The organism is Yokenella regensburgei, from assembly GCF_003634235.1.
Classification (GTDB): Bacteria; Pseudomonadota; Gammaproteobacteria; order Enterobacterales; family Enterobacteriaceae; genus Yokenella; species Yokenella regensburgei.
The window spans coordinates 1144075-1158373 of sequence record NZ_RBIZ01000003.1 but is presented as its reverse complement, the minus strand read 5'-3'; the positions used below and the strand labels follow the sequence as shown (position 1 = coordinate 1158373).

At 47.5% G+C, this 14299-nt stretch carries 14 protein-coding genes; 7 read left to right on the top strand and 7 right to left on the bottom strand.

The window, feature by feature from the left end; genetic code table 11:
* The first annotated feature begins 5 nt into the window (after positions 1-5).
* The 3 genes from C7387_RS05805 (at position 6) to C7387_RS05795 (ending at position 1981) form a co-directional block, all read left to right on the top strand.
* Positions 6-713, top strand: a complete 708-nt coding sequence (locus tag C7387_RS05805) for a PA1136 family autoinducer-binding transcriptional regulator (protein WP_244922345.1) — start codon at positions 6-8, stop codon at positions 711-713.
* Between the two features lie 182 nt (positions 714-895).
* Complete coding sequence (locus C7387_RS05800; RefSeq protein WP_006820041.1) at positions 896-1138, top strand: DUF2442 domain-containing protein; 243 nt, start codon at positions 896-898, stop codon at positions 1136-1138.
* A 489-nt stretch (positions 1139-1627) separates the two neighbouring features.
* A complete protein-coding gene (locus C7387_RS05795; protein WP_038257475.1) occupies positions 1628-1981 on the top strand; it encodes a hypothetical protein in 354 nt (117 codons plus the stop codon).
* Between the two features lie 54 nt (positions 1982-2035).
* Here the strand turns inward: C7387_RS05795 and C7387_RS05790 are convergent, their stop codons facing one another.
* A complete protein-coding gene (locus C7387_RS05790) occupies positions 2036-2431 on the bottom strand; it encodes a VOC family protein (protein ID WP_120816268.1) in 396 nt (131 codons plus the stop codon).
* An 80-nt stretch (positions 2432-2511) separates the two neighbouring features.
* Entirely contained in the window at positions 2512-3636 is a 1125-nt protein-coding gene (gene ompC, locus C7387_RS05785; RefSeq protein WP_006820044.1) for a porin OmpC, read from the bottom strand.
* Positions 3637-4094: 458 nt separating this feature from the next.
* Here ompC and C7387_RS05780 point away from each other — a divergent pair, with 458 nt between their 5' ends.
* The 4 genes from C7387_RS05780 (at position 4095) to C7387_RS05765 (ending at position 9844) form a co-directional block, all read left to right on the top strand.
* Entirely contained in the window at positions 4095-5846 is a 1752-nt protein-coding gene (locus tag C7387_RS05780; protein WP_120816267.1) for an FUSC family protein, read from the top strand.
* A gap of 242 nt (positions 5847-6088) precedes the next feature.
* Positions 6089-7213 carry a polysaccharide export protein gene (locus C7387_RS05775; protein WP_120816266.1) on the top strand — a complete coding sequence of 375 codons (1125 nt, stop codon included), beginning with the start codon at positions 6089-6091 and terminating at the stop codon, positions 7211-7213.
* The gene (locus C7387_RS05770) at positions 7201-7680 is read left to right on the top strand and encodes an arsenate reductase/protein-tyrosine-phosphatase family protein (RefSeq protein ID WP_071777535.1); all 480 of its coding nucleotides are present in this window, start codon (positions 7201-7203) and stop codon (positions 7678-7680) included. The genes C7387_RS05775 and C7387_RS05770 overlap by 13 nt, the downstream gene beginning before the upstream one ends.
* On the top strand, positions 7667-9844 hold the full coding sequence (locus C7387_RS05765; protein ID WP_244922344.1) for a polysaccharide biosynthesis tyrosine autokinase: 2178 nt from the start codon (positions 7667-7669) through the stop codon (positions 9842-9844). Before C7387_RS05770 ends, C7387_RS05765 begins: the two co-directional genes overlap by 14 nt.
* Before the next feature lie 330 nt (positions 9845-10174).
* Here C7387_RS05765 and C7387_RS05760 read toward each other — a convergent pair whose 3' ends face one another.
* From C7387_RS05760 to C7387_RS05740, 5 genes are all read right to left on the bottom strand, one after another.
* Complete coding sequence (locus C7387_RS05760) at positions 10175-10894, bottom strand: YnfC family lipoprotein (RefSeq protein WP_120816264.1); 720 nt, start codon at positions 10892-10894, stop codon at positions 10175-10177.
* 107 nt (positions 10895-11001) lie between these two features.
* Complete coding sequence (locus C7387_RS05755; protein ID WP_006820050.1) at positions 11002-11760, bottom strand: ABC transporter ATP-binding protein; 759 nt, start codon at positions 11758-11760, stop codon at positions 11002-11004.
* The gene (locus C7387_RS05750) at positions 11744-12757 is read right to left on the bottom strand and encodes a FecCD family ABC transporter permease (RefSeq protein WP_038257449.1); all 1014 of its coding nucleotides are present in this window, start codon (positions 12755-12757) and stop codon (positions 11744-11746) included. Before C7387_RS05750 ends, C7387_RS05755 begins: the two co-directional genes overlap by 17 nt.
* A 25-nt stretch (positions 12758-12782) precedes the next feature.
* Entirely contained in the window at positions 12783-13859 is a 1077-nt protein-coding gene (locus C7387_RS05745) for an ABC transporter substrate-binding protein (protein ID WP_120816263.1), read from the bottom strand.
* A gap of 27 nt (positions 13860-13886) precedes the next feature.
* Positions 13887-14258, bottom strand: coding sequence for a hypothetical protein (locus tag C7387_RS05740; protein ID WP_112471457.1), 372 nt, complete (start codon positions 14256-14258; stop codon positions 13887-13889).
* Positions 14259-14299: the final 41 nt, after the last annotated feature.

The following is a 14299-nucleotide window of genomic DNA, read 5'->3' as shown; positions in this document are numbered from 1 at the left end:
CCTTCATGCTGGAAAATAACGCAATTCGTACGGCAATCACGATCGAAAGCAGCAAAAATCCGCTGGAAGTCCAGGTTGCCGTGCGTCAGTTCGCGACATCGTATGGTTATAACCGCTATGTCTTTTACTCCGCCTCTGTTAACCATGACGCTATTATTGACAGGATTTTTTGGGTCGAAGGCGACTGGTTTAACGGCGAAAAAGTCGATGAGCTAACCTATATGCACCGTTGTCCGGTAACACAGCATATATTAGAAACCGACGAACCATTTTACTGGAGCAAATGTTCAGGACAAACCGGCGAGCAGTATCGGGTGGTGCGCAAACCGCAGGGAAGTGGCGTTCACGGTTTGCAAATCCCTGTTTTTGGCTTGCATGGGCTGGAAGGGGCCGCAAGTTTCGGTGGAGAGAAAATCGACACCTCGTCGGAGGCTCGCCTCAGCATCCAGCTGGTAGCGGTTACGGCGTTCTATACGTTGCGCAGGATGAAGGGCCACTTACGTGAACAAACTGAAGGGACGCTTTCGAAGCGTGAGCGCGAAGTTCTGGCATGGACGGCAGCCGGCCGGAGACAGGCGGACATTGCAGTGACGCTGGGAATTTCTCCACGTACGGTGGAAAATCATCTTCGTGCGGCCCGGCAGCGGTTAGGCGTCGCCACGACCGTAGAGGCAATCAGAATGGCAGTGAGAAACGGCGATATCGAAGGATAAGCGCCTCAGCGCTAAGGTAGTGCAGGGGATAATATCCTGCTGTGAGGATTCGGTTTTTAATCAAAAAACACCCGTTTAGTATCTTAAGCTGACCATGGCGATATTTCCTTGTAGCATCTAACGAGTCACAGTGCTTTCCAGAACTTTTCCATTTTTGTTGATATTTTATTGAGGGAAATTCTATGTTGGAAATGAAAAAAGCTCGTTATACTGCTCATCATATTTGTCTGGAGTTGAAAAACGGACTGATTCTGTCGATTCCGTATTATTGGTTTCCATTGCTAAAGCAGGCACGGATCGCTGATTTAAAAAATTACAAAATTACGCCAGAGGGCATCGAATGGCCTGATATCGGCGAATCTCTGACGTTAAATGAAGTATTGAACAGCGCAGGATACCCAATACCAGATAATATTGACGATTGAGTAGGGCGAACTGCTCTGACCTCATCTCTAAAGGGCTATAAATTTGGTAATGATTATTGTTATCACCTGATGATGGTGTTAACATCCTAAAAAAGGGGATTGGACAATACTGATTTTCACATACAAATCAGCACACTAACAAGGAGCTCACATCATGAGCGTTTTACGAAAGGGATTTTTGGCTATCCCTCTGTTTATGCTGGCAGCCTGTAACTCAGGTGAGACAGGATCCTATAATACGGATGCCAGCAGAAACCGTCCCTGTACTTATATATATAATTGTTCACCTTTCCCCTACGGTCCTAACAAAACAGACCACATGAGCGCAGAGCAGAAGAAAGAGTACTTCAGGCAGAAACGTGCGCAACGTCTCCAGGAAAGAGGTCGCGTGGATAATAGCACTGATGGAGGTGCACGCTTCGGCTGGTAAATAAGCCAACTCATTCAATGCAGTGTTTTAGTTTTAATCTTCTGGGAAGGAAGGCAGATATGCACAACACCAAAAGGAACATTTTCAACATCCTTATCCCCATTATTTTAGGGTCATTTGCGACGGGCGCAATTGCCGATCTTCCTGCTGGTCGATATGGTTATACTGCTCCTGAACCAACCAGCACGGCATCTTCATCGGTCACTGAATATAAAAAGAACGAGCTTAAGTGGCATGATGAAAATGCGGGCTCACCGGAGTTTACCGAAAAAAGATCGATGTTCGGTAATTTTAATCAGGAAGAAACCTATACGACGAGAAACGGCAAGGTAAGCGTTAGCGGCACGTCGAAGTTCAACCCGTACACCGGTGAGAAAGAAGAAGAATCTGTCAGTATGGGGTATGACTGGTAGAGGTAGAGTTCGCAGGCAGGCATGGCGTAATCCATGCCTGTGATATTACAACGGTTAGGTGTTTTGCAATAAATCCCAACGCGTGCCGTAGAGATCCTCAAAGACAACGACAGTTCCGTATTCTTCTACTCTGGGCTCTTCGCAGAACTGTACGCCAGCAGCCTTCATGGCGTGGTAATCCCGCCAAAAATCATCAGTTTGCAGAAACAAGAAGACGCGGCCACCACATTGATTACCGATAAAGGCTTTCTGCGTTTCATTAGACGCCCGGGATAACAACAGGTTACAGTCGCTTTCCGGATTAGGTGACACAACAACCCAGCGCTTACCTTCCTGAGGCGTATCCTCTATGAGAGTGAAACCCAATTTCCCGGTGTAGTAGTCAATAGCCTTATCATAGTCATCAACCACAATAGACACATACGCCAGACATTTTTTCTGCGTTCTCATCTTCTTCCTTTCATCCTTTGATGGCCTACAAAAATCCCCCCAGTCCGGTCTCTGAGTCGTTGAACTGGGAGGTTAAGCACTCAGAACTGATATACTAACCCGAGGGCAACAATATTATCCGTTGATATCCCAGCGCGTTGTGTGAACTCATTGTTTTTAAGCAGGTTTATTTTATAGTCAACATAAGTCGAGATGTTTTTATTGACGTTATACGTCGTACCAACATCGATATATTTCAACAGATCCTGATCCCCGAAACCTTCAATATTCTTACCTTTAGATTGCAGGTACGCAATGGAAGGTTGCAGACCCGAGTCAAACTGATACTGAGCAACCATTTCCAGATTCTGCGCTTTGTTCGCAAATCCACTAATGGAGTCCTGCGCGCCATTTCCGCTCAGACGAGTGGCGTTGTAGGTTTGCGTGAACTGTGTGGCAAGGTAGATGTTGTTGGCATTGTACTTCAGCCCGCCCGTATAGGTTTCGGCATAATCACCACGTCCGACCGCAAGCCTGTTCTGATCGTCAGTACGTCGGGAATGCGAGTATGCGAAACCTGCGCTGACGCCATCGCCAATGTCATAGGTGACGGAAGTACCAAATCCGTCACCGTTCTGACTGAGTGCGTCCCGACCATTATTGGTTGCACCTTCGCCACCTGCACTGCCATTTTTACCCTGATACTGCAGAGCAAAATTAAGGCCATCGATCAGACCAAAGAAATCAGAATTACGGTAGGTGGCAAGGCCATTAGCACGAGACTGCATGAAGTTATCAGCATCATAGGTGCCGTTACTCCCGTCACTTCCGAACTCAGGAAGCACGTCGGTCCATGAGGTTACATCGTAGACCACACCGGTATTGCGGCCATAGTCGAACGACCCGGCATCACCAAATTTCAGGCCTGCAAATGCCAGGCGAGTCCAGGATTGGTTACTGGACCCTTCAGTATTGTTCGCCTGAACGTTGTACTCCCACTGACCGTAGCCTGTGATCTGGTTATCGATCTGCGTTTCTCCCCTAAAGCCACCACGGACGTACGACTGATCGCCGTCAGCGTTTTTATCTTTAGAAAAGTAGTGCAGGCCATCGATTTTACCATATATATCTAGCTTATTGCCGTCTTTGTTATAGATCTCAGCTGCGTTTACGGCTCCCGGTATTAACATCACCGGCACCAGGTACAAAAGAATTGAACGTTTCATAGTTAAACCTCGATGTCATTATCCACTGCTGTTTACTTTCTCAAAAGTTAAAATGAAAAAGTGGAATCGGTAATCTAATTAGATAGCCTCAGATAATGAATCAGCTCGGTGTAACAGAGTGCAAGCTTACGAAATAACCATCAAAAAACACCCGCACCGAACAATTATATTATTTAATGCAACTGTTAATCACGGTTACTTATTTATGCAAGAAGATTGAGACGAGTCTGGCTTGAGTAGAGTAGGGGGAGGGTGAATTACATTTTTGTAAATGACCATTTTATCTCTACAGTGTAATTAGCTCACGTTAGCAATCGCTTTATTTTGTTATCATACTGCATTCAGTTTTATCACATTAATTAACTTGCTTACACTCAGACATGTTAAGTTTCTTTTTTTATGTTGCTTGTATCAGCAATAAGATATAAATAAATATTTTAAGTGTTGGTGGTATATAAATGAGAGTAGTGCAATTATGTAGACTTCGCAGTGCCCTGAAGCTCAGTTTTGCTGTCGCACTAGCTTTAGCATCAGGCTTCTATTTTCAGCTAGAGATTCCTCGCTGGGCTGTTGTCACTGCGGTCATTGTTATTGCGGGGCCAGCTTTTGTTGCGGGGCAAGAACCCTATTCTGGAGCAATATTTCATCGCAGTTTACTACGTGTAGTGGGCACTCTGCTCGGAGGAATGGTGGGGCTGCTTATTATGTTCCTTGCAGCCCGTGCTCCTGTGGTAATGTTATTGCTTTGTTGTCTATGGATTGGTGTTTGCACCTGGCGCTCCTCTCTGGTACGCGTTGAATATGCATACGCCTGGGCGCTATCAGGATATACAGTACTTATTTTGATAGTCACAGTAACAAGTACACCCGGAACGTTATCGCTGGCACCAGAGTTCGTTATTGAACGTATTAGCGAGGTTATGTTTGGGATCTGCTGTGCTTTTATCGCCGAGGTTATATTCATGCCCCGATCCGCAAAAGCAGACATTGATGATTTGGTTGAGCAGATTTTCATATCACACTATCAGATAATGCGTTCGCTTTGCTTATCTCTCGGTGGAAATGTACCACGAGAACAGTGGCTGGTACTTCATCAGTTACATATTAAGCTGGAGTCGACATTAAACTTACTGGCACGAGAATCCTCGCGTTGGGAAAAATGCGCGCATCGTGGGAAAAAGTTGTATGCATTGTCACTGTCTATATTGACCTGTTCACATGAAGTACAGCGGGATTTGTCACAAAATAAAATGATACTCGCAGAGTCTTTGTCCAGTCAGTTTGAGACAAAAATCTATGAAAGCCCAGGGATTAGGCATCAACTCAGATCGTTACATCACAGTCTCTTATCAAGCAAATCAAACCCGCTGCAACTGAAAATCCTGTACTGGCTAGGCGGTATGATTCGCTATCGGCTATTGGTTCGGGGTATTTTCAGTAATTGCGCGTATCTTCCAGTTGAGAGCAAATTGCTACGAAAAACTGAACCCGCGATAGTGAAAAGTGCAGAGCAATTTTCATCGGCAATAAATGGACTGCGTGCATTTGTCGCCAGTATGACATGCGTTGCAATTTGGGGATGGACCGGCTGGACTTCAGCCAGCGGATTTATGGTCGTGATCGCCGTGATGTGTTCACTGGCGATGCGGACAACCAACCCTCAAAAAACAGGACTGGATTTTGTACTGGGAATGTTAATCGCACTCCCGCTGGGAATGTTCTATTTTTTAGTCGTATTACCCATGACGCAACAAAACCTGATGTTGCTGTTAATCAGCATGGTTTTGCTCATCTTCGTGATAGGTTGGGAAGGGCAAAAAAAACGCATCGGTGCAATGGGGACGCTGATGGGAGTGCTGAATCTTCTGGTGCTCAGCAACCCAATGGTTTTCAACTTCAATGCCTTCATTGATGCAGCCCTGGGACAACTCATTGGGAGCCTGATTGGATATCTGGTCATTCTCATTTTCCCGGATAACTCACAAGCAGTAACCCGGCGAGCGTTAATAACATGCCTACGAAGAGAAGTGTTTCACCAGTTGAGATCCAGCGTCAGAAACACCAGTCAGTTGCCTCAAATGTATGCTTACTACAACCGTCTTGAGCAGATTGAACCAACCGATGTATTAGCATTAAACCTGGCGATGAACTTGATTATGGATTATCACGAAATGGCGCATGAAAATCTGCTGCGGGTTAATGCAAGTTAAAAAATCGCCCGGCTTTGGTCTCGAATGTCTTATTTTCACTATATTTTCCACTAAATAATGGTAAGGGTATTCTGTAATATTAAAGATTAATGGCTTATCCCATAAGGCCTCATTGTTACAGGCAGACTGGACACGGACAGCACGGAAAAACTGAATGCTGTGCATGGACAAACTGACAAATAACATAGCCTAATGGGACAGGCACTAAGTCACTCTTATATATTACTTTACTATTATCTGACATGAAAAATATCCTTTTTTCTCGTACATCTCTGATGACGTTATTTATCATTTTGTTGGCAGGTTGTACGGTTGTTCCCGGCCAACATATTTCTGTTACTCATTCCTCTAATGAGGTTTCACAGACAGACGAGCTCAGCCAGCAGGTTAATGTCTACGCTATCACACCGTCGTTAGTTGAAACCCTTCGCCCGCAGGTAATTACCTCACAAGCGAATCCAACACTTGATGAAAAACTCAATCGTTACGAATACCGCATTGGCCCTGGCGACGTTCTGACTGTCACTGTCTGGTCGCACCCAGAGCTGACGACCCCCGCCGGGCAATACCGCAGTGCCAGCGAAGCAGGGAATTGGGTCGCGGCTGATGGCACGATTTTTTACCCTTATCTGGGGAGGATAAAAGTGGCGGGGAAAACGATGTCGCAGGTCCGCAACCTTATTGCCAGCAGACTTGAGAGCGTTATCGAGAGTCCACAGGTGGATGTCAGCGTGGCCGCATTTCGTTCGCAAAAAGTCTATATCACCGGTGAAGTTGCACGCAGCGGGCAACAGCCGTTAACCAATATTCCGCTGACGGTAATGGATGCGGTGAATGCTGCGGGCGGGCTGACGAATGACGCCGACTGGCATAACGTCGTCCTTACACGCAACGGGCAGGACAGTCGTCTGTCGTTATACGCGTTACTTCAGCTGGGCGATCTTTCGCAAAACCATCTGCTGGCTGCCGGCGATCTGCTGTATGTCCCGCGTAACGACGCCCGGAAAGTGTTCGTGATGGGTGAAGTGGGTAAACAAAGTACCCTGAAAATGGATCGTAGCGGTATGACGCTGACTGAGGCGCTCGGCAATGCCGATGGCGTACGTCAGGAAGTGGCGGATGCCAGCGGTATTTTCGTTATCCGTGCGCTTAAAGATCGTCCGGCGGGAAAAATTGCCAGCGTGTATCAACTGGATGCGAAGGATGCGATGGCGATGGCGCTGGGCACCGAGTTCTGGCTTGAGCCTTACGATATTGTCTGGGTCACTACGGCACCCGTCTCTCGCTGGAACCGGGTCATTTCACAGATGCTGCCTTCTGTCATCGGCCTGCGCGATCTGAGTAGCCTGAATCATTGGGAAAACTGATGGTGAGGTCAGTCTTAGTTATTTGTAGCGGAAATCTGTGTCGTTCACCGGTAGGAGAGCGTCTGTTGCGGCGCGCGTGCGGCAATCTGCGGGTGGATTCGGCTGGCACTGTCGCCGTAGCCGCCGACCAGGCGGATCCGCTGGCGCAGCATGTATCGCTGGGGCGCGGCCTGACGCTGGAGGGGCATGTTCCCCGAAGTCTGACGCAGGAGATGGCACGCCAGTATGACCTTTTGCTGGTAATGGAACCAGAGCACCTCCGCCAGGTTAGCGCACTGGCTCCCTGGGCAAGGGGCAAGACAATGCTGTTTGGCCATTGGTCCCAGCACCGCACCATTCCTGACCCATACCGACGTGGCGTGGCCATTTTCGAATCTGTGTTTGGTCTGCTGGAGCAGGATGCTCTGCAATGGGCCAGACGTCTTAATACTTATTCTCTACCGAGTTCTCTTCATGCTTGCCAATAGTAATACCCCGTTATCCACGTCGTTACCTGACAAAGAGATCGATTTACTTCATCTGGTAGTGACGTTACTGAGTCACTGGAAGCAGATAGTCGCGCTGAGCCTGCTCTCCGGCCTGATGGCTTTGTTGTTCGCCATGACAGCAGCACCGCAGTACCAGGCAGATGTGCTGATCCAGGTCGAGAAAAAACAAAACGGCCTGCTGCCGGGCGGGTTAGATTCACTCATGCCTGAGCTATCTACTGGTACGGCCTCGGAGACTGAGCTTTTGCGATCGCGAATGATCCTCGGCAAAACGGTACGTGATGCCGGATTGCAGACGGTAGTGAATCCGGTTTATTTCCCGGTCGTTGGACACGCATGGGCGAGGCTAACGAATAACATGGTGAAACTTCCGACTATTCACCAGTACATCACAACGGATCAGTCACCGAGGGTTCTGCAGGTTGTTGATAGCAAACACTATACCCTGACGAAAGGTACAACGCGCCTGGATGGGAAAGTCGGGCAACCGCTGCAGGACGGAGGATTGACTCTTGAGATTAGTGCGCTGAATGCTCCGGCGGGAAGCCGGTTTACGCTATCCCGGCTGACAGAGCAGGAAGCGATTCAGGAGCTGAAAAAAAACATGACGATCGGTGCCAGTAAAGGGGATAGCGGCATGATCGACCTGACGATGAAAGGGGTATCGCCTGTGGCAATTGCACAGACCCTGAACATCATTGCCGAAAACTATCTGCAGCAAAATGTGGCTCGTCAGACCGATAAAGAAGCCAAAAGCCTCGCCTTTTTGCAGGAACTGCTGGCGGAAGTGCGCACAAATCTGACGGAAGCGGAAAACAAACTCAACGGCTACCGACAGCGGAATGACTCTATCGATCTTAGTCTGGAAACCAAAGCGATTCTGGAACAGGTGGCGGGCGTTGACAGTCAGTTGAATATGCTGACTTTTGAAGAAGCTGAACTCTCTCAGTTGTACAAAAAAGAGCACCCGACCTATCGGGCGCTGGCGGAAAAACGCCGTACCCTGGAAAAAGAGAAACGCAAGCTTGATCAGCGTGTCTCTGAGATGCCTTCTGTGCAGCAGGAGATTTTCCGCCTGAGTCAGGAAGTGGAATCGGGACGCGAGGTGTATATCCAACTACTGACCCGTCAGCAGGAGCTGAGTATCACTCGCTCTGGCGTGACGGGGAATGTCCGCATTATTGATACCGCCACCGTACCGGTTGTCCCGATCGGACCTAAAAAAACGCTGATCGTTGTGCTGGGATTGCTGATGGGAGCGCTGTTTTCCTGCGGGCTTGTACTGTTACGACGGATGCTAAAACAGACCGTTGATACCACCGAGCAGCTCGAGGATTTAGGGTTACAGGTCTGTGCCGCCGTACCACATTCGGGGTGGCTTGAACGACGCTCACGCCGGTCGATTCGCGCTCTGTGGCCGTCGGGTCAACAGACAGCACAGGGTCCGCGTCCTTTTTTATGCCTGGCAAATCCTGCCGATCTTTCGGTCGAGGCGATCCGTGGCCTGCGAACCAGCCTGTATTTTGAAATGCAGGAGAGAAACAACAATCTGCTGATGGTTTGTAGTGCAACGGAAAACAGCGGTAAAACCTTTTTAAGTACCTCGCTGGCAGCACTGATGGCAGAGACAGGGCAAAAGGTGTTGTTTATTGACGCCGACCTGCGGCGCGGTGATGCGCATACCTTGTTTAAGATGGATCGCGGGGAAGGACTTTCCGCACTACTGAGCGGTACTCATGAGGTACAGGATATCGTTCGGTGTTTTCCGGCGGGGGGCTTTGATGTCATCACCCGGGGTATGCACAAACTGGATCCTTCCCAACTGCTGGTGGAATCACGTTTTGCTCAGATCGTCGCATGGGCAAAAGCACACTATGATGTGGTGATTATCGATACGCCGCCGGTACTGGCGGTTAGCGATGCAGCAATTATTGGCAAACAGCAATGCCTGACGCTGCTGGTGGCAAGAGCAGGGCAAACTTCACTGAAAGAGACCGCGCTCAGCGTGCAAAAGCTGGCGACTCACGGCGTGGACATTGCAGGCGTGGTGCTTAACGGGATTCGACAGAACAAAGTGAGTGACTATTGCTATGGCTATCGTAGTGGAGGTTATCACTACACTTCTCAGGATGAGTGCGCCTGATCCTACTTAATTTGCGCATGCGCAAAATTTCAGGCTAATTTGAAACTGATAAGAGGCGATTGAAACCGCCACTTATCAGGAGACGTACCATATACCGTGGTGGAAGCCATCATTACTAAATGGCGAGTTTGTTAGTTTCCGCACTGGAAAAAGAACTTTCAGAGGTACTGAACGACCAGGGCAATCATGACCACAAAACGCCGGAATCTGTCTGATTCTACGTTAGTGCGCATAATGTATATTATGTTAAATTAGACATCAGGAGCAACGACACGCCTGACGCCTCGTTGTTCCTGCTCATCTTCCCTGCTTTTTCACCGCCCGGCGGCATCAATCCTGGTAGTACAGCGTTTGATGATTTGAAAACATGACCGTTGCACCTTCCCGGTAGTTCTCATCATACGCGGTGACTAATGAGCATAATCCTGCGTTACCGTCTTTTCGGTATGCACAGCTCTGCTTCAGCCAGATGTTCACTTTGTCGGTACCAATCGCCGATTCGAAATCGAGGAACTGCGGATTCCCCGCCGGATACGCGATAACCTTATCTGTCTGTTTGTCGTACTCTCGTATGCGCACCGGGAACTGGCCAAACCGATACTCAAAACGCTGGCTGACTTCACCTGTTTTTGTGTTAGTCATTGATTCGAGTAATCCACGAGCATTGTAGCTGAGCGTATAACTCCCGCTGTCATTATGCAGTTCTGTGATCTGACAGGCCTGATTGACCTTGCCGGAGATATGCTGTCCGTTGCGAGAACTCAAAACACCGTTCTTGTTTTCCAGATGGAATTCAACGCCGTTAAGCTTATCGACCATATTCGCGCGATTGAAACAACCCTCGCGATCGTAGCGGACGTCGGTCGTGGCAACTAACTCCCCTTCACTATTGCGGATCCATTGCAGACTCTGCTTGACCGGCCCAACGCTTGGATCGTGGCTGAACAACAACGCGGCATTAAGAATTGCCGGTTTAAACTGGATGGGTTCCATGGCGTACACCGGCCCAGCTATCACGATCGCCAGCGCGAAGCAGATTCCTGCTTTCATTTTATAATCCCTGAGAAAAATCAACGTATAAGGCGCAATTATACAATCAGCTGATACCACGGTTATCAGATGATAAGAACGTTATTTTGTGCCTATTGCCCGGTGTCTCATGGTGCTGCGATGACGAATGACTCTTCCTGCACTCCTCGGTGCTCAAAATGGCATCGTTTTACAGGAACATGGAAGTATTCAGTCAGAAAATCCTCATCCAGAGCCGTCTTCTTGTCGCCATAAAAGTAACCCTTTCTACTCATCAGCAAACACTTATCTGCGATGCTGTTGGCATGGTTAATAAAATGCGTGTTCAGGATAACGGTGACATTCTTCTCACGCGATAGCTGACGCAATAACCGAATGATACGGGCCTGGTTGTTGAAATCCAGATTAGATTCTGGCTCGTCGAGTACCACAACATCGGGTTCGGAAACCAGCGCTTTAGCGATATAACACATCTGCAGTTCACCGCCGCTAATCTGGTTGATGTCCTTAGTCTCAAGGTAGCTGGCACTCAGATCAGCCAGCATTTGTGATGATTTTTCAATGTCTTTGCTTCCCGGCGACGCCATCATTCTGCCGCGAAGCGGGCATCCGAAAGAGACGAAATCGAGTACGCTATAAGAAAAGTGAACGCGTTTCGCCTGCGGAACATAAGCCAGACGGGGCTCTCTGTTCCCTACTCTGCCGATCCGACAGGTGCCGCTGACGGGTTGATACAAACCCGCGATTGTTTTAAGTAACGTGGTTTTCCCGACGCCGTTCGGCCCAAGTACACACAGGATTTCTCCATCTTCCAGAGTAAAGCTTACATTTTCAAACGTATTTTTGCTGCCTTTGAAGGCAAACGTCAGTTCATTCACTTCGATCATAACGGTTACTCATAATGAACAGCACGGCAAACAGAGGAGCGCCAATCAGCGCGGTGAGAATACCAATGGGAATTTCTGCATACGTCACAGTCCTGGCAATATCGTCGATCAGCAGTAAAAACACCGCCCCACACAGCGCAGATGCCGGGATCAGCTTTCCGTGGTTGTAGCCGACCAGGGTTCGAACCAGGTGTGGGATCACCAGACCAACCCAGCCGACTACCCCGGCGATAGTGACTGAAGCCGCCACCAGAATGGAACCAGTAATCAGCAATATCGCCTTCAGCCATTGCGGGTTTATTCCGGCTATTTTCGCCTCATCATCACCGAGTGATAACACATTGATTTTAAATCGCAATCTGTAAATTATCAGATAACAAATCGCAAACAGTGGGATCAGCCCATAAACCTGTTCTTTTATCAGCGATGCAAAACTCCCCATCAGCCAAAACACAATGGCCGGAAGCTGATCCTGAGGATCGGCTACATATTTGATGATGGAAACAAAAGACATGAATACCGAAGCGACAATAATCCCAGAAAGTATGGTTGTCAGCTCGCCGCTATTTTTCTTGAGATAACAAAGCCCCATGACACAACAGAGGCTGACAATGCCAAAAATGAAGGAGGAAAATGCGCTGAGCTGTAGCGGGAGGCCGAGCAAAATGCCTAAAGCCGCCCCGAACGCCGCTGCTGATGACGTACCAAGAACATCCGGGCTCGCCAGCGCATTGCGTAGTACTGCCTGATAGGTACAGCCTGCAACCGATAACCCTGCCCCAACCATCATGACCGCCACCACTCTTGGTAACCGGAGGTTGGATATAACGGACAGTCCGGTGTGCAAACAATGCTGGCTATCATGATGCAGCAGTTCTCTTAACATCTCGCTAAAAGGTATGGTATAACGCCCGATAAACAGTGATGCTATTGCCATTAATAATAATAAAGTCAGTAGCACTCCCATCACCAGAAGGTATCTTTCTTTTTTCTGCATAGTAAGCCTGCCAGAATTAATTTAATTAATGTTGACTGAGCTCGTCATCAAGGAGTGCATCAGGGATAGCATAATTAAACATTTTTTTATAATGTAGCCGTGTTAACTCTTTCATTTTTTGATCACTAATATAATCAGGGTTAAATTTATTAATCATATATAAAGGCAACAGCGCGGTTTCAGCTGACAGCCCTCCCCAGTTATGCAGGCCAACAGGAGTGGAAAAAATCTTCTTATTCTTAAATGCTTTTACATTACTCCAGTCCTGCCCAGGGTTCTTATTATTAAGAATATCCTTCGCACTACCAAAAACCACAAAAATAATATCAGGATCCCACTGAATGATCTGTTCCATCGATACATTTATATACCTGCCAGCATCCCCTTTGACAGTCAGGTTACTGGCTACATTTTCCATCCCCGCCATTTTAAGATATGTATCACCATAGGTCTTAGGTCCACTGACTTTAAGCTGTTTACCATCACTTTGCTCCAGATAAAGTGCGCGAATGTGTTGCCCTCTCATCTTCTCAACATACGGCTTTGCCTCAGCAAGCGTTGTTTTCCACGCATCCGCAAACTTATGGCTGTGTGGCAAACCCAGCGTCTGGTTAAATGTGTTTTCCCAATAGAGCTGTGTCTCTATGGGCTCAAATTTCGTATCGCCACCGGCGTCTAAATTTACGGTAGGTACCCCTGCTCGCTCCAGATTGTCATCCTGACTTTTACCGTAATAATAAATAATATCTGGCTGTAGATTAAGCAACGACTCCATATTCACCACATAATCCTTATTAATAAAGTCAGTCGTAATACGATCTATATCTGGTTTCATATCTCTGAGGAGCTTCATGTTGGAATGCAGAAACGCCCACGGACCTACACCAATAACATGCTGATATGCAAGATTATTAGCCATAATCACACCGAAGGGACAGTTCCCGGTAATAACAATGCGGTTGAACTTTAATGTTGTAGCTTTCTGATCATGTGCCGTATTGGTTGTGTTTTTGTTCTGAATAAAATCACTTGCATGACTTATTACCGGAAAAATAAGCAACGATGATACAATAAAAGCTGGTAATGCTCTGGTATTAGCCATAGTTAATCCCTCAATGATATTTGTTGATTATGATGTAATGGCGGCTACTGCGCCTAAGCCGATAATAGTCACACCAGCCAGGAAGACAATGACCGTTGTCGCTGCCACCCCACCCCCAACTAATGCCGCCGTTTTACCTGTTGAAATATCTTTTCGCTCCAGAAATGATAACTTTGACAAAGTGATCACTCTACCGTTATCACCCGTGATGCGATTGGGTTCAATTTTTGCTACCGTTATTTCTCCATGATCGCCGTTCAGCAAACCATATTTAAGATGGTCACCCACGTATATCGCTGGCTGAAAATCGTAGTAACTGCTCTTTGGTGCAATACTTTTTTTCTGCAGATTGACCGGATTGTATGTTGAACAACCAGAAAGTACTGAAAAAATAATCATAAACAATATGACCTTAATAGACTTTATTTTCATTAATAACC

Bases quoted from the DNA above. Each gene is read 5' to 3' on its own strand.
- ompC (WP_006820044.1), bottom strand. From the start codon at position 3,636: ATGAAACGTTCAATTCTTTTGTACCTGGTGCCGGTGATGTTAATACCG.
- C7387_RS05795 (WP_038257475.1), top strand. From the start codon at position 1,628: ATGCACAACACCAAAAGGAACATTTTCAACATCCTTATCCCCATTATT.
- C7387_RS05790 (WP_120816268.1), bottom strand. From the start codon at position 2,431: ATGAGAACGCAGAAAAAATGTCTGGCGTATGTGTCTATTGTGGTTGAT.
- C7387_RS05760 (WP_120816264.1), bottom strand. From the start codon at position 10,894: ATGAAAGCAGGAATCTGCTTCGCGCTGGCGATCGTGATAGCTGGGCCG.
- C7387_RS05750 (WP_038257449.1), bottom strand. From the start codon at position 12,757: ATGCAGAAAAAAGAAAGATACCTTCTGGTGATGGGAGTGCTACTGACT.
- C7387_RS05805 (WP_244922345.1), top strand. From the start codon at position 6: ATGCTGGAAAATAACGCAATTCGTACGGCAATCACGATCGAAAGCAGC.
- C7387_RS05740 (WP_112471457.1), bottom strand. From the start codon at position 14,258: ATGATTATTTTTTCAGTACTTTCTGGTTGTTCAACATACAATCCGGTC.
- C7387_RS05775 (WP_120816266.1), top strand. From the start codon at position 6,089: ATGAAAAATATCCTTTTTTCTCGTACATCTCTGATGACGTTATTTATC.
- C7387_RS05800 (WP_006820041.1), top strand. From the start codon at position 896: ATGTTGGAAATGAAAAAAGCTCGTTATACTGCTCATCATATTTGTCTG.
- C7387_RS05765 (WP_244922344.1), top strand. From the start codon at position 7,667: ATGCTTGCCAATAGTAATACCCCGTTATCCACGTCGTTACCTGACAAA.
- C7387_RS05745 (WP_120816263.1), bottom strand. From the start codon at position 13,859: ATGGCTAATACCAGAGCATTACCAGCTTTTATTGTATCATCGTTGCTT.
- C7387_RS05780 (WP_120816267.1), top strand. From the start codon at position 4,095: ATGAGAGTAGTGCAATTATGTAGACTTCGCAGTGCCCTGAAGCTCAGT.
- C7387_RS05755 (WP_006820050.1), bottom strand. From the start codon at position 11,760: ATGATCGAAGTGAATGAACTGACGTTTGCCTTCAAAGGCAGCAAAAAT.